This window comes from Trinickia acidisoli (genome assembly GCF_017315725.1).
GTDB classification, from domain to species: domain Bacteria; phylum Pseudomonadota; class Gammaproteobacteria; order Burkholderiales; family Burkholderiaceae; genus Trinickia; species Trinickia acidisoli.
In genome coordinates, this window is the sequence record NZ_JAFLRG010000001.1 from 3,378,852 (window position 1) to 3,397,739 (window position 18,888).

17 protein-coding genes and 1 tRNA gene are annotated in these 18,888 nt (G+C 62.5%); 12 read left to right on the plus strand and 6 right to left on the minus strand.

Annotated elements, in window-relative coordinates:
• Positions 1–122: 122 nt before the first annotated feature.
• The 5 genes from sucD to recA all read right to left on the minus strand — a co-directional run bounded on the left by sucD (position 123) and on the right by recA (position 4,804).
• Positions 123–1,004 carry a succinate--CoA ligase subunit alpha gene (gene sucD, locus J3485_RS15465; protein ID WP_206954072.1) on the minus strand — a complete coding sequence of 294 codons (882 nt, stop codon included), beginning with the start codon at positions 1,002–1,004 and terminating at the stop codon, positions 123–125.
• 39 nt (positions 1,005–1,043) lie between these two features.
• Positions 1,044–2,213, minus strand: a complete 1,170-nt coding sequence (sucC, locus tag J3485_RS15470) for an ADP-forming succinate--CoA ligase subunit beta (RefSeq protein ID WP_206954081.1) — start codon at positions 2,211–2,213, stop codon at positions 1,044–1,046.
• A complete protein-coding gene (locus J3485_RS15475) occupies positions 2,210–2,926 on the minus strand; it encodes a DUF2889 domain-containing protein (protein WP_206954090.1) in 717 nt (238 codons plus the stop codon). Before J3485_RS15475 ends, sucC begins: the two co-directional genes overlap by 4 nt.
• Positions 2,927–3,078: 152 nt before the next feature.
• Positions 3,079–3,723, minus strand: coding sequence for a recombination regulator RecX (gene recX / locus J3485_RS15480; RefSeq protein ID WP_206954092.1), 645 nt, complete (start codon positions 3,721–3,723; stop codon positions 3,079–3,081).
• A gap of 7 nt (positions 3,724–3,730) precedes the next feature.
• On the minus strand, positions 3,731–4,804 hold the full coding sequence (gene recA / locus J3485_RS15485; protein ID WP_206954100.1) for a recombinase RecA: 1,074 nt from the start codon (positions 4,802–4,804) through the stop codon (positions 3,731–3,733).
• Between the two features lie 390 nt (positions 4,805–5,194).
• Between recA and J3485_RS15490 the strand changes: the two genes are divergently transcribed.
• From J3485_RS15490 to J3485_RS15515, 6 genes are all read left to right on the plus strand, one after another.
• Positions 5,195–5,986, plus strand: coding sequence for a response regulator transcription factor (locus J3485_RS15490; protein WP_206954102.1), 792 nt, complete (start codon positions 5,195–5,197; stop codon positions 5,984–5,986).
• 76 nt (positions 5,987–6,062) lie between these two features.
• Positions 6,063–7,589: a sensor histidine kinase gene (locus J3485_RS15495; protein ID WP_206955833.1), complete on the plus strand. Its 1,527-nt coding sequence runs from the start codon at positions 6,063–6,065 to the stop codon at positions 7,587–7,589.
• A gap of 248 nt (positions 7,590–7,837) precedes the next feature.
• Positions 7,838–9,496, plus strand: a complete 1,659-nt coding sequence (locus tag J3485_RS15500) for an MFS transporter (protein WP_206954104.1) — start codon at positions 7,838–7,840, stop codon at positions 9,494–9,496.
• Positions 9,497–9,612: 116 nt separating this feature from the next.
• Positions 9,613–9,689, plus strand: a tRNA-Met gene (locus J3485_RS15505).
• A gap of 83 nt (positions 9,690–9,772) precedes the next feature.
• Positions 9,773–11,101: a site-specific integrase gene (locus J3485_RS15510; protein ID WP_206954112.1), complete on the plus strand. Its 1,329-nt coding sequence runs from the start codon at positions 9,773–9,775 to the stop codon at positions 11,099–11,101.
• Between the two features lie 249 nt (positions 11,102–11,350).
• Positions 11,351–12,175 carry an NYN domain-containing protein gene (locus J3485_RS15515; protein ID WP_206954115.1) on the plus strand — a complete coding sequence of 275 codons (825 nt, stop codon included), beginning with the start codon at positions 11,351–11,353 and terminating at the stop codon, positions 12,173–12,175.
• Positions 12,176–12,327: 152 nt separating this feature from the next.
• On the opposite strand, the gene J3485_RS15520 is transcribed toward J3485_RS15515, so the two are convergent.
• Positions 12,328–12,780, minus strand: a complete 453-nt coding sequence (locus tag J3485_RS15520; protein WP_242538582.1) for a helix-turn-helix domain-containing protein — start codon at positions 12,778–12,780, stop codon at positions 12,328–12,330.
• Positions 12,781–12,978: 198 nt separating this feature from the next.
• On the opposite strand from J3485_RS15520, the gene J3485_RS15525 reads away from it, so the two are divergent.
• From J3485_RS15525 to J3485_RS15550, 6 genes are all read left to right on the plus strand, one after another.
• Positions 12,979–14,094: a CAP domain-containing protein gene (locus J3485_RS15525; RefSeq protein WP_206954119.1), complete on the plus strand. Its 1,116-nt coding sequence runs from the start codon at positions 12,979–12,981 to the stop codon at positions 14,092–14,094.
• Positions 14,094–14,780 (plus strand): TapB family protein, encoded by a 687-nt coding sequence (locus J3485_RS15530; RefSeq protein WP_206954121.1) that lies wholly within the window; start codon positions 14,094–14,096, stop codon positions 14,778–14,780. The genes J3485_RS15525 and J3485_RS15530 overlap by 1 nt, the downstream gene beginning before the upstream one ends.
• Before the next feature lie 34 nt (positions 14,781–14,814).
• Entirely contained in the window at positions 14,815–15,228 is a 414-nt protein-coding gene (locus tag J3485_RS15535; RefSeq protein WP_206954131.1) for a hypothetical protein, read from the plus strand.
• Positions 15,229–15,920: 692 nt separating this feature from the next.
• Complete coding sequence (locus tag J3485_RS15540; protein WP_206954133.1) at positions 15,921–16,991, plus strand: tyrosine-type recombinase/integrase; 1,071 nt, start codon at positions 15,921–15,923, stop codon at positions 16,989–16,991.
• Positions 16,992–17,087: 96 nt separating this feature from the next.
• On the plus strand, positions 17,088–17,879 hold the full coding sequence (locus tag J3485_RS15545) for a hypothetical protein (RefSeq protein ID WP_206954135.1): 792 nt from the start codon (positions 17,088–17,090) through the stop codon (positions 17,877–17,879).
• Positions 17,880–18,125: 246 nt separating this feature from the next.
• Positions 18,126–18,857 (plus strand): hypothetical protein, encoded by a 732-nt coding sequence (locus J3485_RS15550; protein ID WP_206954138.1) that lies wholly within the window; start codon positions 18,126–18,128, stop codon positions 18,855–18,857.
• The last annotated feature ends 31 nt before the right edge of the window (positions 18,858–18,888 follow it).

The window sequence follows — 18,888 nt, forward strand, 5'->3', positions numbered from 1 at the left end:
GGCTTGCTCCCTCGCTTCTTCTCGTCTGTCGGAAGCCTTACGAAAGAATTTCGCAAGGATACCAAAACGACTGGCCGGCCGTGCCGCGGGCTACAGCGCGCGGCATGACCTCACACGGCGGCTTACAGGATCGACTTCAGCAGACGCCCCATCTCCGACGGATTCTTCGTCACTTTGATGCCGCAGGCTTCCATGATTTCGAGCTTCGCATCGGCCGTATCGGCACCGCCCGAGATCAGCGCGCCGGCGTGGCCCATGCGCTTGCCCGGGGGCGCCGTCACACCGGCGATGAAGCCGACGACCGGCTTCTTCATGTTGTCCTTGATCCAGTAAGCGGCGTTGGCCTCGTCCGGGCCGCCGATCTCACCGATCATGATGACGGCGTCCGTATCCGGATCGTCATTGAACATCTTCATGACATCGATGTGCTTGAGCCCGTTGATCGGGTCGCCGCCGATACCGACCGCCGACGATTGGCCGAGACCCAGCGCCGTCAGTTGCCCCACGGCTTCATACGTCAGCGTGCCCGAACGCGACACGACGCCGATGCGGCCCTTGCGGTGGATGTGGCCCGGCATGATGCCGATCTTCAGCTCGTCCGGCGTGATCGTGCCCGGGCAGTTCGGCCCGAGTAGCAGCGTCTTGCGGTTTTCGCGACGCATGCGGTCGCGCACTTCGATCATGTCGCGAACGGGAATACCTTCGGTGATGCAGATGGCCAGGTCGAGGTCGGCTTCGACCGCTTCCCAGATCGCTGCAGCCGCGCCGGCGGGCGGCACGTAGATGACCGAGACGGTCGCGCCCGTTTCGGCCTTCGCTTCCTTCACGCTCCCATAGATGGGAATGCCTTCGAAGTCTTCGCCGGCCTTCTTCGGATTCACGCCCGCGACGTATGCTTCGCGGCCGTTCGCATATTCGCGGCATGCGCGCGTATGAAACTGGCCGGTCTTGCCGGTGATGCCCTGCGTGATGACCTTCGTGTCTTTGTTGATCAGAATCGACATGTATTGACCTCTGTTCGTATCCGGTTGCGCCCGAGCCGCTTACGCGTTGCCCTGGACAGCCGCGACGACCTTCTGCGCAGCCTCTTCCATGCTGTCCGCCGAAATGATCGGCAGGCCCGATTCAGCAAGCATCTTCTTGCCGAGGTCTTCGTTCGTACCCTTCATGCGCACGACGAGCGGGACGTTCAGGTTCACCGCCTTCGAGCCGGCGATCACGCCTTCCGCGATCACGTCGCAGCGCATGATGCCGCCGAAGATGTTCACGAGGATCGCCTTCAGGTCCGGGTTCTTCAGCATCAGCTTGAACGCTTCGGTGACCTTTTCGGTCGTCGCGCCGCCGCCGACGTCGAGGAAGTTCGCCGGCTCGCCGCCGAACAGCTTGATCGTGTCCATCGTCGCCATGGCCAAGCCCGCGCCGTTCACGAGGCAGCCGATGTTGCCGTCGAGCGAGATGTAGGCGAGATCGAACTTCGACGCTTCGACTTCAGCCGGATCTTCTTCGTCGAGATCGCGGTACGCGACGATTTCGGGATGACGGAACAGCGCGTTCGAATCGAAGTTGAACTTCGCGTCGAGCGCGATCACCTTGCCGTCGCCCGTGAGGATCAGCGGGTTGATTTCGGCGAGCGATGCGTCCGTTTCCCAGGTGGCCTTGTAGAGGCCTTGCAGGATGGCGCGCGCTTGCGGAATCGAAGCATCGGGCACGCCGATCTTCTTCGCGAGATCGTCGGCTTCCGAATCGAGCAGCCCCTTCGACGGGTCGACGGCCACCTTGTAGATCGCTTCCGGCGTCTTTGCGGCGACTTCCTCGATGTCCATCCCGCCTTCGCTCGAAGCCATCACGACGACCTTTTGCGACACGCGGTCGATCACGAGGCCGACATAGAGCTCCTTCTTGATGTCCGCGCCTTCTTCGATCAGCAGGCGGTTCACCTTCTGGCCTTCCGGACCGGTTTGGTGCGTGACGAGCTGCATGCCGAGGATCTGGTTCGAGTACTCGCGCACTTGCTCGAGCGACTTGGCTACCTTCACGCCACCGCCCTTGCCGCGACCACCCGCGTGGATCTGCGCCTTGACGACCCAAACCGGGCCGCCCAGCTCCTCAGCGGCCTTGACCGCGTCATCCACCGAAAACACCGGCTTGCCGCGCGGTACCGCGACGCCGAATTTCCGCAGGATTTCCTTTCCCTGGTACTCGTGAATCTTCATGCGTGATTCCCTTCAGTCTGAGAGTTGGATTGAACTTCGTGATCGCTGAGTGCCTTCGAGCCGGGCGCGTCGGACTGCGCCGTGCGGCTTACGGAGATCGACGCCTTGCCCGCCGAGGCGCCGCTCGTTTGGAGGCTGCGCGGTACGTGCCCGTACCAGCGCGGATAAAAACGCCGCACTGCCTCGCCGTCGAACCGTAGCGCATGGCAGCGGTCGAGTTGAAACGGCGGTTCGCGATGAGCGTCGGAACCTTCCGGTGCATCCGTCGCGCTATCGCGCGGGTTCCAGACGTCGCCGGCGAATGCTTGGACCGCGGCCGTCGGGAGGATGGAGCAGAGTTCGGTGAGATGCGTACAGCCAGTCGTTCCGGCGAGCAAGCGCCGAGCTTGGCGGCGGAAATCGTTGAGGAGGTTGAGACCGATGAGGGCGCGATAGGCGGGATTGGAGGCTTCGCAATGACCGGGATACGGCACCCATTCCGACGACGCTTCGGCGTCGACGATGGTGAGCTTGCGGTCGATGGTGATGCGGAGCCAGAGTTCATGGATCGGTAGGCCTTTGGGCCGGACACCGGGAGCCAATGCGACATCGCGCGGCTTATGGTCGGTCAGACACGCCTCGATATCCCACAAGCCGTCGTCGCGCTCGAAGGCTTCCGCTCGGATTGCGCGGTGATGGCGCAACTGGCGGGAAACGGGCGGCGAAAGCGGCATGCGAGGGGAACGGCTGGAGAGGAGAACCGAGGGATTTTACCATACCGGATATTTGAGACGCCGGCCGCCCACTTTGTGGTACGTCCGCACCGCATGCCGCAGTCGCACGCGCGGCACCCCTGGCGCAAATCGCGCCACGCGGCGACACGCGGCTACTCGTCACGCCAGTCGTCGTCACCCTTGAGAATTTGGGAGATCGTCGCGCCCGAAAAACCTCGCATCGCCAGAAAGCGCGCCTGCTTCGCGCGCTCGGCCGGCGACTGCGGCAACTGACCGAACTTCTTGCGCCACACCGCTTGGGCACGGGCTCGCTCGGTGTCGCGCAGTTGCGAGCCGACCGATTCGATCAGCGCGCCGTCGAGCCCGTGTTGACGAAGCTCGCCGACGATACGGCTTGCCCCCATCCGCGCCGAGCGCCGGTTCATCACGCTCTCTGCAAAGCGCGCGTCGGATAGCAAACCTTCGCGCTCGAGCGCATCGAGCAGCGGATCGAGCGCATCGCCCTCCTCGACGAACGGCGCCAATTTGCGGGTGAGCTCGGCGCGGCTGTATTCGCGCCGCGAGAGATAGTCGATCGCTCGCGCCTTGAGCGACCGGGTAGGCCGACGCGAGCGACCGCCGCCTTCGGACGCGGAAGACGACGAATCGGACGCCTCGTGATTCGACGAAGGGTCGAGCGGATCGGCATGGGAGGCACCTACGTCGGCACCCAATGCTTCGCCGCGAAGCCCTTCGCGCGCACCGAAGCGGCGCCCTTCACGGGGACCGCCCGGCGCCACCCGCCCTTTGCGTATCACGCGCGGCTTACTCTTCTTCGTCGGCTACTTCGACGTCGCCGCCGCTACCGACCGGCATCGCGTTGACGCCGAGCGACTCGCGGATCCGATTTTCGATCTCGCGCGCCATGTCGGGATTCTCGCGCAGGAATTCGCGCGCATTGTCCTTGCCTTGGCCGATCCGCTCGCCGCTGTAGCTGTACCAGGCACCGGCCTTGTCGACGATCTTCGCTTGCACGCCAAGATCGATGATTTCGCCTTGGCGCGAAATGCCCTCGCCGTAGAGGATGTCGAAGATCGCCTCGCGAAACGGCGGCGACACTTTGTTCTTGACGACCTTCACGCGCGTTTCGTTGCCGATGACTTCGTCGTTCTTCTTGATCGAGCCGATACGGCGGATGTCGAGCCGCACCGATGCATAGAACTTCAGTGCGTTGCCGCCCGTCGTCGTTTCCGGATTGCCGAACATGACGCCGATCTTCATCCGAATCTGGTTGATGAAAATAACGAGGCAGTTCGTACGCTTGATCGTGCCCGTCAGCTTGCGCAGCGCCTGCGACATAAGCCGCGCCTGCAAGCCCGGCAGCGAGTCGCCCATTTCGCCCTCGATTTCGGCCTTCGGCACGAGCGCCGCGACCGAGTCGATGACGATCATGTCGATCGAGCCCGAGCGCACGAGCGCATCGGTGATTTCGAGCGCTTGCTCGCCCGTATCGGGCTGCGATACGAGCAGATCGTTGACGTTCACGCCGAGCTTCGCTGCATATTGGATGTCGAGCGCGTGCTCGGCGTCGATGAACGCCGCCGTGCCGCCGAGCTTTTGCATTTCGGCGATGACTTGCAGCGTCAACGTGGTCTTACCCGACGATTCCGGCCCGTAGATTTCCACCACGCGGCCCCGCGGCAAACCGCCGACGCCGAGTGCGATATCGAGGCCCAGCGACCCCGTCGACACCACTTGGATATCCTCGGCCACCTCGCCATCGCCGAGCCGCATGACCGACCCCTTGCCGAACTGCTTTTCGATCTGCGCGAGCGCGGCGGCGAGCGCCTTGCTCTTTTCAGCCGTCAGTCCAGCCGAGCCTTTCTTGCTTTCTTCCATGAATCGTCCTTTGCTATGATGAGCGGGCGTCTGAGGCGGGCGGGCCGGGCGATGGGGCGCTGTGAGACGTCTGTGAGACGTCTGTGAGACGTCTGTGAGACGTCTGTGAGAAGCCTGTGAGACGCGATTGCGATCACGCAGTCGATCACACAGTCGATCACGCAGGCGCCCCACGTTTGCGACACTATTTCCGGCTAGCGCACGAAACGCAGACACTGTATAAAAAAACAGGGTTCTTTGCAAGCCCGATGCACGCGGATTTGCGTTGCGGCAACGGAGCGTCCACCCGGCGCCACGTGCGAGCCGCCCCCGACATCGAATCCAGACAAGACCATCGGAGACACCCGCTCAGGGCCGGCACGAAAGCGCCGGCCGGCCGCGCGGCGCATCATGCGAATACTCATTGCCGAAGACGACAGCATACTCGCGGACGGCCTCGTCCGATCACTCCGCCAATCGGGCTATGCCGTCGATCACGTCAAGAGCGGAAGCGAAGCCGATGCCGCGCTGTCGATGCAGACGTTCGACCTCTTGATCCTCGATCTCGGCCTGCCGCGCCTGTCCGGGCTCGAAGTCCTGCGCCGCCTGCGCGCCCGCAATTCGGCATTGCCCGTGCTGATCCTGACGGCCGCCGACGGCGTCGACGAGCGCGTGAAGGGGCTCGACCTCGGCGCCGACGACTACATGAGCAAACCGTTTCATCTGAACGAACTCGAAGCGCGCGTGCGGGCGCTGACGCGGCGCGGCAGCGGCGGAGGGCCGACGCTCGTGCGGCACGGCTCGCTGACCTACGATCAGGTGGGGCGCGTCGCCGCGGTCAACGAGCAAGTGCTCGACCTCTCCGCCCGCGAGCTCGGCGTGCTCGAAGTGCTACTTGCGCGGATCGGCCGGCTCGTGTCGAAGGAGCAGCTCGTCGATCATCTTTGCGAATGGGGCGAGGAAGTCAGCAACAACGCGATCGAAGTGTATGTGCATCGCCTGCGCAAGAAGATCGAGCCGAGCGGCGTGCGCATCATTACCGTGCGCGGGCTCGGCTACTGCTTGGAGAAACCTGCTTCGAGCTGCACGGGCACGCCCACGCCGCTGCCCCGCGCGATCGTGACTCCGGCGCCAGACGTCCCGAACGCGCCCGCCCCTTCTCCGACGCAAACCGACGTTGCCGCAAGCGCCCGACCGAAGTAGGCCCGCCGTGGCCTCGCCCATTTCCGAGCAGGACGGCGTCCAACCTTCGCCCGGCTCACCCGGCTCGCTCCCGCCCATGCCGCGCGACGCGCAACTGCCTGCGGCCGAGCGCGCCGTCCTCCGCGCCAACCCGTTCGCGCCGCCCGACGAAACCGAGCCGAGCGCGACGAGCCGGCCCCGCTCGCTGTTCGGCGAGATTCTCGACTGGATGCTCGCGCCGCTCTTGCTACTGTGGCCGATGAGCATCGCGGTCACTTATCTCGTGGCCAAGACGATCGCGAACGGACCGTTCGACCGCGGGCTCGAGACCGACACCTACGTGCTCGCGCGACAAATTCACCCGGTCAACGGCGTGGCCACGCTGACCCTGCCCGAGGCCGCACGCGATTTCCTCACGGGCGACAACATCGACAAAGTCTTCTATCAGGTGATCGGCACGCGCGGCGAACTCGTCACGGGCGTATCCGACCTGCCGCTGCCGAGCGAGGACGATCGTCCGCAGCCCGGTCTCGTCGAATTTCGCGACGCGACGCTGCACGGCAACGACATCCGTATCGCATACACGACGGTGGCGCTTCCCGCCGGCGCGGGCGCAGACGCGGGACAAGCAGTGCTCGTCCAAGTGGCCGAGACGTTCGACAAACGCAGCGCACTCGCCAACGAGATCATCAAAGGCGTGATCCTGCCTCAGTTCGTGATCCTGCCGTTGGCGATCGTGCTCGTCTGGTTCGGGCTCTCGCGCGGGCTCGCCCCGCTGACGACGCTGCAATCGAACCTGCGCACGCGCCGGCCCGACGACCTCTCGCCGCTCGAAGCATCGAGCGCGCCGCCCGAGATCGAGCCGCTCATCACGTCGTTCAATGACCTGCTCACGCGGCTCGCGCAAAACATCGACTTGCAAAAGCGCTTCATCGCCGACGCGGCGCATCAGATGAAAACGCCGCTGGCCGGCCTACAGATGCAGGCCGAACTCGCGCTGCGCCACGAGGTGCCGCCCGAGGTGCGACGCTCGCTCGAGCAGATCGGGACGGGCGCCGACCAAGCCGCGCGCCTCGTGACGCAGTTGCTCGCGCTGGCGCGCGCGGAGAACCGCATGTCGGGGCACGTCTTCTCGCATGTCGAAGTGACGCACCTCGCGCGCCTCGCGGTGCGCGACTGGGTGCGCGCGGCGCTCGCCAAACAGATGGACCTCGGCTATGAGCCCCCGGACGAGCCTGTCTTCGTCGAAGGCAACCCGATCATGCTCCGAGAAATGCTGTCGAACGTGATCGACAACGCCATCCGCTACACGCCGGCCGGTGGCCGCATCACCGTGCGCGTGCGGCCACAGCGCGAGGCGGATCGCGTGCACATCGAAGTCGAAGATACGGGCCCCGGCATCGCGCCGGCCGAGCGGCCCAAGGTGGTCGAGCGGTTCTATCGCATCCTCGGACGAGAAGGCGACGGCAGCGGCCTAGGCCTTGCGATCGTCAGGGAAATCGCGACGATGCACGGCGGCACGCTCACGCTCGACGATCACGTCTACCAAGCGTCGCCGCGCCTCGCGGGCACGCTGGTTAGCATTAGTCTGCCGATTTCGGAAACCACTCCGTGCTTACCCTGAGAGCGCGGTACCGCGGCGGCGTCCACTTCCGCGCACGAATCGACCGCCATCGTTAAATCAACGATGTTTCAAAGTTTTAGCGCCACAAAGATAGAAAAAAACCACCAAATCCGTTTCTGACGGATAGGCAACGAAGATGTCTTCGGCGTCAGTGAGCCGTAAGTTTCCGTTCCAATAATCGACGACGGGGTGTGCGCCAAGTGCGGCCGCCTGCGAACTCAATATCAAAAATTATTTGGAGACGACTCATGGCAACCGTTGGCGGGCAAATTGCGCGCGCGCAGATGACGAGCGACGAGAAGCGAGTAATCTTCGCGTCATCGCTCGGTACCGTATTCGAGTGGTACGACTTCTATCTAGCGGGCTCGCTCGCGGCTTACATCAGCAAGAGCTTCTTCTCCGGCATCAACCCGACGGCCGCCTTCATCTTCACGTTGCTCGGCTTCGCGGCGGGCTTCGCGGTGCGCCCGTTCGGCGCGCTCGTGTTCGGGCGGCTCGGCGATATGGTCGGACGCAAGTACACGTTCTTGATCACGATCATGATCATGGGCTTGTCGACCTTCGTCGTCGGCTTCTTGCCCGGCTACGCGTCGATCGGCTTTGCCTCTCCGGTCATCTTCATCGCCATGCGGTTGCTGCAGGGCCTCGCGCTCGGCGGCGAGTACGGCGGCGCGGCCACCTATGTCGCCGAGCATGCACCGGCCAACCGTCGTGGCTACTACACCTCGTGGATTCAGACGACGGCGACGCTGGGCCTGTTCCTGTCGCTGCTCGTGATCCTGGGCGTGCGCACGGCGATGGGCGAGGAATCGTTCGGCGCCTGGGGCTGGCGCATCCCGTTCATCGCGTCGCTGATTTTGCTGGGAATCTCCGTCTGGATTCGTTTGCAATTGGCCGAATCGCCGGCATTCGAGCGCATCAAGGCCGAGGGCAAGACGTCGAAGGCGCCGCTGACCGAATCGTTCGGCCAATGGAAGAACTTGAAGGTCGTGATTCTCGCGCTGATCGGCCTGACGGCCGGCCAAGCGGTGGTCTGGTATACGGGCCAGTTCTACGCCCTCTTCTTCCTGACGCAAACGCTGAAGGTGGACGGCACGAGCGCCAATATCCTGATCGCGCTGGGGTTGCTGATCGGCACGCCGTTCTTCGTGTTCTTCGGCTCGCTGTCGGACCGGATCGGCCGCAAGCCCGTCATCATGACCGGCTGCCTGATCGCCGCGCTGACTTACTTCCCGCTGTTCAAGGCGCTGACGCACTATGCGAACCCGACGCTCGAGGCTGCTGAACAGAGGGCACCGATCGTCGTCATCGCCAATCCGGACGACTGTTCGTTCCAGTTCAACCCGGTCGGCACGGCCAAGTTCACGAGTTCGTGCGACATCGCGAAGAGCGCGCTGGCGAAGTCGGGGCTGAACTACGAGAACGTGGCGGCGCCGGCGGGCACGATGGCTCAGATCAAGGTCGGCGATACGGTGATCGACACATACGACGGCAAGGCGGCCGACGCGAAAGACAAGGCGAAAACATTCAGCACGACGCTGGCGGGAACGCTCAAGAGCGCCGGCTATCCGCCCAAGGCCGACCCGTCGCAACTGAACTGGCCGATGACCGTGGCGATCCTTGCGTTGCTCGTGATCTACGTGACGATGGTGTACGGGCCGATCGCGGCGATGCTCGTCGAGATGTTCCCCACGCGCATTCGCTACACATCGATGTCGCTGCCGTATCACATCGGCAATGGCTGGTTCGGCGGCTTTCTGCCTGCGACGGCGTTCGCGATCGTGGCGGCACAGGGCAACATCTACTCGGGACTCTGGTATCCGGTCGTGGTGGCGCTGGGCACCTTCGTGATCGGGATGCTGTTCGTGAAGGAAACCAAGGACTCGAACATTTACGCGGAAGATTGAAAGAGCACGGCGGGGCGGGCGGTGGCGCTGTTGGGGGACGACTTTACTCGCCGCCCCTTCGCGTTCAACAATGGGGTTGACAGCCTGGCCCGTTGTGACCATAATCCTTTTTCTTCGGCGAATTAGCTCAGCCGGTTAGAGCGACGGAATCATAATCCGCAGGTCCGGGGTTCGAATCCCTGATTCGCCACCAAATCTTCGCAGAGGCCCGTGTTCTCAGGAACACGGGCCTTTTGTCTTGTGCGCGCGGTGAGCCACCTTGTGAGCCATCCGCGAATGCACAAGCTGCCGCATCTCTACCAAAACCGTTTCGGCGTCTACTATCTCAGGCTGATCCGCGCCGGACGGGAGACGAAGAAATCCCTGCGCACGAAGGACTATCGCCAAGCTAAGATTTGGGCTCTCGCGTTCAATCTGGAACTGGCGATGAACAAGCCGAAAGCCTCTGATTTTGACCTATCGGGCACGAATGCTCGGGAGTTCGACGTCGTGTTGCCCGACGGGACCCAAATCAAGAACATCGAAACAGCCGAGGACGTTCGGCTCGCCAAAGAGATGTTCGGCGATCGCCTGGCCGCCCCGCTCGATCTGCCGGTTTTCACGCCCGCCGTGGCCGCAGCCATTGCCGCCCAACAAGCGAATTCCGCGCCGAAAAAACGCGGCAAGCCATTCGCAGACGTCGTGAAGCTCTACGCGCGGGAAAAATCCCTCGACAACGCGCCCAGGACGATCACAGCCAAGCAAGGCGCGTTCGATGACTTCTCGGCGAGCGCTGGCGCGCGGACTATGGACGCTTACACGCTCGATGACGCCGTTTCATACAAGAACAAACTCATTGACGCAGGCGGGAGCGCCAGCCGCATAAACTCGAAGCTCTCTTACTTGCGAGACCTTTTCGCCTATGCATTGGCGAACGGCCAGCACCCCGGCCCAAACCCATTCGAAAACGCCAAGGTGTCTTCGAAGTCGAAGCTGGAACAGCAAAAGCGCTCCTACAAACCTTTCAGCGCCGACGACCTAAAAGCCATTTTTGCCCCTGACACCTACACCGCCCGAATGGACAAACCGGGCTATCGATGGCTCCCGTTCCTTGCGTTGTATTCGGGCGCGCGACTTGAAGAGCTGGCGAGCCTCGCCTTGTCGCAAATTCAACGGGACGGGGATGTTTGGTTCTTCGAACTCGTCAAAGCAAAGAACTCGAACTCCCTGCGCCGCATCCCCCTGCACCGGACGGTAGTCGAATCTGGTTTTCTGGCCTACGTCGAAAAAGCGAGGGCCAGTGGCGCTACGCAACTGTTCCCCGAACTGAAACCGGGCAAAAACGGCTATGGAAAGAATGTCACCAGGCGCTTCGGCGACTATTTGGACGAGATCGGCATAACGGACGACCGCAAGGTTTTCCACAGCTTCCGGCACACGTTCATCGCGCGCATGAGCGCGCGCAACGTCCATCCCGCCATGCTCATGGCCTTGGTTGGCCACTACGATCAGGCCAAAGTTGATTTCAGCAGTCCGCACTTCACGAATTACCAACACGACAAGCCGCTCGCTGAGCTCAAAGAGACAATTGATCTTTTCGACGTGGCGTTGCCGCAGAAATTTTGAACTTCGTCCCTTTTTTGGTGTCCAAAGCTGAAAGCGCTTTTCGCGCCTCCTCAGTGGCGTCACGGCGGCTACGCCGCCGTGACGCCACTGAGGCCTCGCCCCCAAATCGTTGTTGACGTTTTGTGCAGCAAAAGATAGTATCTGCCGCGTGGACCCTTCTCCTTACTAAGTTGCACATATCCCCGGAGCGGGGTCCCATACTACAAAAGGCCCTCTCGGGCCTTTTTTACGTTGTGGCCGCCAATAACTATGCAAAAAACCGCCGTCTTTGTGGACGCAGGCTATCTTTTCGCCCAAGGCTCCGCCGCGCTCTCAGCCGACCAAGCACCGGTCAAACGGGAGCTTTGCTCGCTCAACACAACTGCCGTGCTGACCCAGCTTCGAGCGCTGGCGAGCGCGACACCAACACAAGAGCTGTTGCGCATCTACTGGTATGACGGCGCAGCGGGAGCCCCCAGCGCGGAGCAATTGGCGCTCGCGAAATCCGACAACGTCAAACTTCGACTCGGCATTATCAACAACTTTGGCCAACAAAAAGGCGTTGATGCCCTAATCATCACCGACCTGATTGAATTGGCCCGCAATCACGCCATCGACGACGCAATATTGCTGTCCGGCGACGAAGACGTGCGCGCTGGCGTGTCCATCGCCCAAGCCTTTGGCGTCCGCGTCCACCTTCTCGGCATCGATTGCGCCGGAAGAACAAACCAGTCATCGGGTTTGAGCCAGGAGGCAGACACCTCCAAATGTTGGTCAGCCGCAGACGTGGGGGCGTTTCTGACCCTCACCAACGCGCAACCCGGCGTCTTCGCCAATCATCTTGAAATCCAGCAACCGGCTGCGGCTCTCAACGCAGAGCAAGCAACGGCAGCCCTCAAAGCGTATGTTGCCGTGTTCGTCGCAGCGCTGACCCCTCACTGCGCGACAGCCTGCAAGGCGTCGCCCAAAAGTGTCATTCGGGAAGTTGACGGACTGCTGCTGGGCTTGGGCGGCAGGACGGTTGGCCGAAACTTGGAGGCGCACGAAAAGAGGCTTGTGCGCCAAGAATTTCTGGCCATCGTCACGCGCGTCTGAATGCGCAACTGTGCGCGGGCGAAGTTAGGGTCAAGGGCGGGCGCAGCCCGGCGAAGCGAATCCTTGACGCGCCTCCCGAGCGGACAATGGCAAGAGGCCGGGGCGGCGCTTCTTCGCCCCGGCCCTGAAAGCCGCCTCGGCGTCCGCCCGCCTCACAGGCCCAGCTTCTTGCGCGGCCTTGGGGGCTTCGACGGCACGGCTTCGGACAGGTAGCGGCGTTCCAGCTCCGCCATCCGGACGCCCAACGCCTCGTTTTGCCGCCGTAATTCTTCTCGCTCCCTCGCCACCGCCGCGAACTCCGAGACCACCCGCAGCGCGGCCCGCCTCGCGTCCTCCGGCAGGTCCGCCAGCGCGGCGGCCACGTCTGCCGAATCCTCCAACGACCGGCCCCGATATTCGCCGAACAGGGCGCTCAGAGGGCACCCGAACAGCTCCGCGAACTGCGAGAGGCGAAAGAGCGTCGGGGCAATCGCCCCCGTCTCGATCCTCGAAACCGTCTCTTTCTCCAAGCCCAGCGCGTCGCCGACTCGCGCCTGGGTGTATCCGGCGGCCTTGCGCTGGCGGGCAATTTCCGCGCCAATTCTGCGCGCCAGCTCCTCGCCCATGCTCTCGCCTCGCATTTTGTTGCCTCCGCGCGTCAATTTGCGTCCAAAAAACGACGCCCCGTGTCATTTTCTCGTCCAGCACGATCCGAAAAATGACGTCTGGAGTTACGATGTTGACGCTTTGCGTCATCTGACGCGACGCGCTGGCCCGCGACGAAGCTGAGCCAGCCTTATCGACCATTCAAAGCGAGAAGAACAATGCGAAAGACAGCTATGGCGGCGACGCTCGCCGCTGGCGCGCTGGCCGCCTGCGGCGGCGGTGGAAGCGGCAACGGGAGCGGCGGCAGCGCCTCGACGGGCACGGGCTCAGGCGGCTCGACGACAAGCTCGCAAGCGATCTCGCTGTTCGCGGCTCCGGGCGCGGCGGCGGGCACGTTCACGGCGACGGGCGACGTGAACAACGACTCCTTCGGCTTTCTGAACAACATGCGCGCCCAAGCGGGCCTCGCCGCGCTGTCGTCCCAGTCGGGCGTCGCGCAAGCGGCGGCCAACCACAGCGTGTGGGAGCAGGACAACAACGTCGTGGGCCATTACGAGACGGCGGGCCAAACGGGCTTCACGGGCGTGAGCCCTTCGGACCGCGTGAACCTGTATTACTCGACGACGTCGGTCGGCGAAGCAACGGCGGGCGTCTCGGGCGCGTTCTCGACCTCGACGGAGCCGGTCGAGCTGCTGTTCAACGCTCCATTCCACCGCGCGATCATGCTGTTCGATTCGGTCAACGTCGGCGTCGGCTCCGCCCAAACGACGAACACGTCGCTGCTCTCCACGCTGACGATCGACTTCGCGGACTACAAGCAGGTCGTGCCGGACAACCAACTTGTCGCATGGCCTTACAACGGCCAGACGGGCGTCGACACGACCTGGATCGCGAACGAAAGCCCGAACCCGATGGCCGCAGGCCCGTCGTATGAAGGCCAAAGCGTGGGCTACCCGGTGACGCTCACAGGCAGCGACAACGCCGCGTTCTCGAACGTTGCGTTCGCGATCACAGACTCGACGGGCGCCAACGTTCCATGCCAGGAAGTCGACAGCTCGAACAACTCGGAGGCCGTCCGCGAAGCGATGTGCGTGCCGTTCCAGCCGCTGGCGACGAACATGACCTACACGGTCAAAGTCACGGGCACGCTGACGAACACGAGCCTGACGGCGACGCCGTTCTCGCTGAGCTGGTCGTTCACGACCGCAGCCGCGGCGACAGTCCACGAGCAAACGACAACGCCCCCGGCAACCCGCCGGGTCATCATTAACGGGCACGCGCAGCCATTCGCCAAGCGCGTCCGGCTGACGCAAACGACCCAAGGAGCGCAATGATGAGCGCCAACGCCGCGTCTTTCATATCCACCGCCCGCGCGCTCGCCGCCGTGGCGCTTCTCTCGGCCACGGCCTCGACAGCAATCGCCGCCGACGCGGCGAGCCTCCCCGCCCCCGTCGCGCAGCCCGCGCCGCCATTGGCCGAGGCGCAAGCGCCCGCGTTCGCCGTCGGCGAGGCGTGGACGTTCTCATACGAGAATGCCTTGGAGCCCGCCAAGAACGCGACCTACGCGCAGTCCGTGTCCAGCGTCGCCGCCGACGGCTCGCCGACCCTCAACGGCGGCGCGGCCGCGCTCGACGCGAGCGGCAACCTCGTCAAGAACGCCAGCGGCTCTTACCAGCCGAGCGACGGCAAGCTCCAATTCCCCTTGTTCGTCGGCAAGTCGTGGTCCGCCTCGTATGTCTACCGCGCGGGCTCCTGGGCGGCGCGCGGCGAGCGCGAGGCGAAAGTCGTCGCCGTCGAGCGCGTCGAAACGTCTGCGGGCGCGTTCGACGCGTTCAAGGTCGAGCAAGTCGTCAGTTGGTCGGGCACCGAGGGCAACCGGGGCCAAGGCGTCACGCGCGAGACCGACTGGTATGCGCCCAGCGTCGGCCGCATCGTCCGAATGGAGTATGTCGACCAAGCGGCGCACGCCGCCAGCACCACCACGCGGGTGGAGTTGGCCAAGTTTTCGGCCCCCCAATAACGCCATCGCCTTTCGCTGGCGCTTCCCCCGCCTCATGGGGGCGTCGGCCTCATTCAACGGAGCGCATATGCAAAAACCCAAAATCGCAAGCCAGCAAGACCAGGAGAAGCGCGGCGCGGCTTTCGAGAAGCTCTTCGGCGTGCTCGGCTTCGCGATGTTCATGCTGATCCCGCTGATCAACGCCGTCATCGGCATGTTTATGTTCATTTTTATCGCGATGAAAATCATGTCCGCCAGCGCTCAGCGCGCGGTCGATTTCCTTTGGCTGTGCGTTGGGTCGGCGGCGTGCATGTTCGGCTTTTTTCTGCCCGCGATTTGCGACGGTCCAACCGCCTCCGGCATGAAGATTGGGTTTTTCCTTGAATTCGCGCTGAACATTCTTGTCGCGATCTTCATCCTTGGCGGCCGCCTCGGGCACTTGTGGCGCAAGCCCGAGGGCGCGGCCTGACCCCGGCGTTGATCGACTCGGCCACGGGCGGCGACCCGGCGGCTCCCCTTGTTTGCCTCGGGCGGGCGACTTGCCCGCTTTGGCCGCGAAAGCGGCCTTTTTTTCGGACTCGTCGCGCGGCTCTCAACGCGGCGGCGTCGCGCGACGCGCTTGCGACAGCCCGGGCTCCGCCCCCTCGTTTGTCGCGGCCGGAGCGCGGGGCGCGGCCCGCTTGGGCGGGGCCGCCATTCTCCGGCCGTTTGGCCGCTCCGGCTCTCGCCAACGCGCGGGCGAGTTGGCGAAGCGCTCGCGCAGCTTTCTCTTATGTCCTTTGCCAACCGTTTATCGGCTAATTTTGATTATTTTTGCTGCAACGTCAGTCCGCAGCAGCGACTTTTAATTGCCATTTTTTAGGATATTCGGAGCCAGCCCTTTCAATAACAATTCAAAAACCATTAAAAGTCAGCAATTTTAAGTATCAAATACGTAAAACATTACAGTCGGCGGGCAACCGCCGACCTCGCGCCGGAGTTTTCCAATCTCGCAAGCTATTGCGCGTAAAGCCTTTTTTCGAGAGTAAACGGCCCGCGCCAAATGCTGCTGCATTTTTTTATCCGATCCGCTTTGCAGCATTGCATAGGGCGTCCTGAATCCCTCTCGCTCGAGAGGATATAGAAGGGGCGTTTTCGCCTAAAAATGGGAGACCCAATGGCATGCTGAGCATTTCCAAGAGAATCAAGAAAAACGGCCAAACTCAATGGCAAGCGACTGTTCGCGTTGAAGGCCAAAAGAGTGTGAGCCGGACTTTCCAAACATGGGATCAAGCCCGAGAGTTCGGCGCTGGCCTCGAACGGGAGTTGTTGGCGCTTGGCGCCAAGGCGCCCGAGGCTGAGTTGCCGCCCGATTTGCTGAACGAAGACATCGGCGAAATCGTCGCCGCTTTTGCCAACAGCCCTCGCGCAAGGCCGCGTCATCGCGGCTTCGCTCCCACCGTCGTCAAACATGTGTCCGGCCGGAAGGTCAGCGATGTTCGGCCACGTTGGGTCCGTGAATACATCGAAAGGCTGCGAGAGCTGCCGTCCAAGCGCAGGACCATTTACTCTTGGAGCAGCATCTCCTCCCACTTGATCCTGATTTCTCTGGCAATCCGCTGGCGGGCCGAGGAGCTGGATGTCGCCGCGCCGCCGTTTCCCCGCTTTATGCAGCATTTTCCGGACGACCACGACCCGGCTCGCGAGCGCCGTCTGGCTCCGGAGGAAGAGCGCGCCCTCCTTGGCAGCCTCTGCCGAATGCGCAACGCCGAGGGCCGCCTCTTCTGCCTATTGATCTTGCTTGCAATCGAAACGGCCGCGCGCCTGCAAGAGCTGGTTCTGGCCGATTGGAGTGAGTTCCACTTCAGAACCGTCCGGGGAAAGGAGCGCGGTTGGTGGCTCATTCCCAAGGAACACGCCAAAACAAAAAAGGCCCGCCTCGTTCCGTTGACCGCAAGGGCTCGGAAGATTTTGCGCGCGATGCGGTGTTTGCAGCCCAATCTCGACAAGCCTGTTTTCGTCGGGCTCGGAACGCCGGGGCGCGTTTCCGACCGATTCCGCGAGCACGCCAAACGCGCCGGTCTTGTGGACTTTCGCTTTCACGACCTTCGGCATGAAGGCATCACCCGCATGGTGCTTCGCACGCCTCATGCCCCCTACAAGGTGATGCGAGCTGCCGGGCATTCATCGATGGACATGCTCAACCGATACGCCAATCTTTTGCCCGACGATCTTTTCGATCTCGTCGATTGACGCTCCTGAAAACCACGGAAGGCGGCGGCTGCGGGCCGCCGCCTTTTTCAGGTCGCTTGACGGCGCGGTCAATCAGATGAATCAACGAGGAGCGCGATGAAAGTGGACGAAATGAAGTTCGAGGGGCCGGGCTGGGGCCGGGAGCATGTGAGCATTCGGCTGACGCCGAATCGGAAAACGCGGCTGCTGTCGCTGGCCCGCGAGCTGCCCCCGGATGCAACGCCGACCGACGCCATCGATCGATCGCTTGACCTGGCCATCGCTTCGATCATGGCTCGCGGACGAGAAAAAGACTTCTCCGCCGACATTGACGAGCTGCGCAGCGCGCTTGTCAACATGGAGGCGCGCCTGGGCTTGGCATGCGCCCACGCGAGCCAATCAATCGCTGACTTGTCCGGCCAACTCGCCAGCGCGATGCCTCTGATCGAAGAAACAGCGGACGACGCGAGGCGAGTTCGCGAGGTTGTCGACGCCGCAACGGACGACGACGAAGGATCGGACGACGCGCAAGCCGGAGCCGCGCCATTGAGCATTCGCGATTGGATTGCGCGCGAAACGTTGCGTGTCGGAGCCTCAGCCGCCCAAACGGTGGCGCTTCGAGCCGAGTGGATGGCGACGCGCAAGACGTCGCAAAGCCTGTTGGCGATGGATTTTTCCTGCGAGTTGCTGGTCGTCGACGACAGGCGGGCCAACTCAACCGGGCCGTCGAGCCGATCGACTGCGCGCGTGAACTTGATCGCATCGGATTGCGCTCTGGCGAAGGGAGGCGCGTCCGACGTTGCCTGCCTCGTTTGCGAAAGACGCGATGCCGGGGCGTGGCTCCTCCGCTTCCACGCGCTCAACGCCCAAAGAAAAATCGGGGCGATGATCGCTTCCCTTCTCGCATGAGGCGGCCCGATCGACGACGTGATTTTCCTCGCCTAAAAAGCGTGCCACAGATGTGCCACCGAAGGGTGCGTCAGGTGTATAAACAAAAATCGACATCGAAACGCCCAGCAAGTCAAGAGAAGCTGTCGGCGCCGCCCGAAACCGAGGAGGCAGCAGCGTCAGCGCCTTTCGAATCGCGTCGCGCGGGCGACGAATGTCCACGAGACGTATTCAACCAACAACGCTCCTCGACGGAAGGGATGATCTATGACGAGTTCAGTGCCTGAAATAGACATTGCACAGCTTTTCTACGATGGAATTTGGGGCTCTGAGCATCAGAGACGACTCAATGAAATTGGGGCTGAATTAAACAAGGTCAGGCTTTACGCGAACGAGATGGTGGTCGACGATCTGTTCTCGCAAACCGTTGTCTATTTGACTGGGAGCTCCTACTTCGCCGGCCTCGTGCCGATCGTTCAGATAGAGAGCGCGTTATTCGTCGAGAAAGAATTCAGGAACGAGTATGCGTATGCGCTTTCAGTTAGAGCCTACGCGGAGGTGGCGGGCAGGCTCCACAAAGGACTTCGGCTTTGGCGTCAATACAAGGCTGGGACAACGACCCTCGAAGAGTTGCGAGCGGGAGTCGAGCGCTTAATGGCAAAGTATCGACCAAATGAAAAAGCCGCTCGCGGAATGTTCAAGGGAGACGGCTTCAATGTCATGACTCTAGTGAAATCCTTGGAGGACAAAATTCCAGCGATTGCTAAAATTTACGACAACCTGTCGAGTTACGTCCATGGCGGATTCGAGGAGCAGATGCTTACGAGAAAGCTATCGTGGTTTTCAGATATCAAACGTGCCCCCAATCCGATCGTCGAGTCGTATGAGGCTTTCGCCCAAGAACTTCGGGGTATAGCTTTCGATGATTTTGCCGAGTTGCTGCGAATCACCAAACCTCTCCGAGAGCGCTACGACGAAAGGCACAAAAACACCAGCTAGGGCCGCTTCCATCCAGGGCCGTTGACTGCGG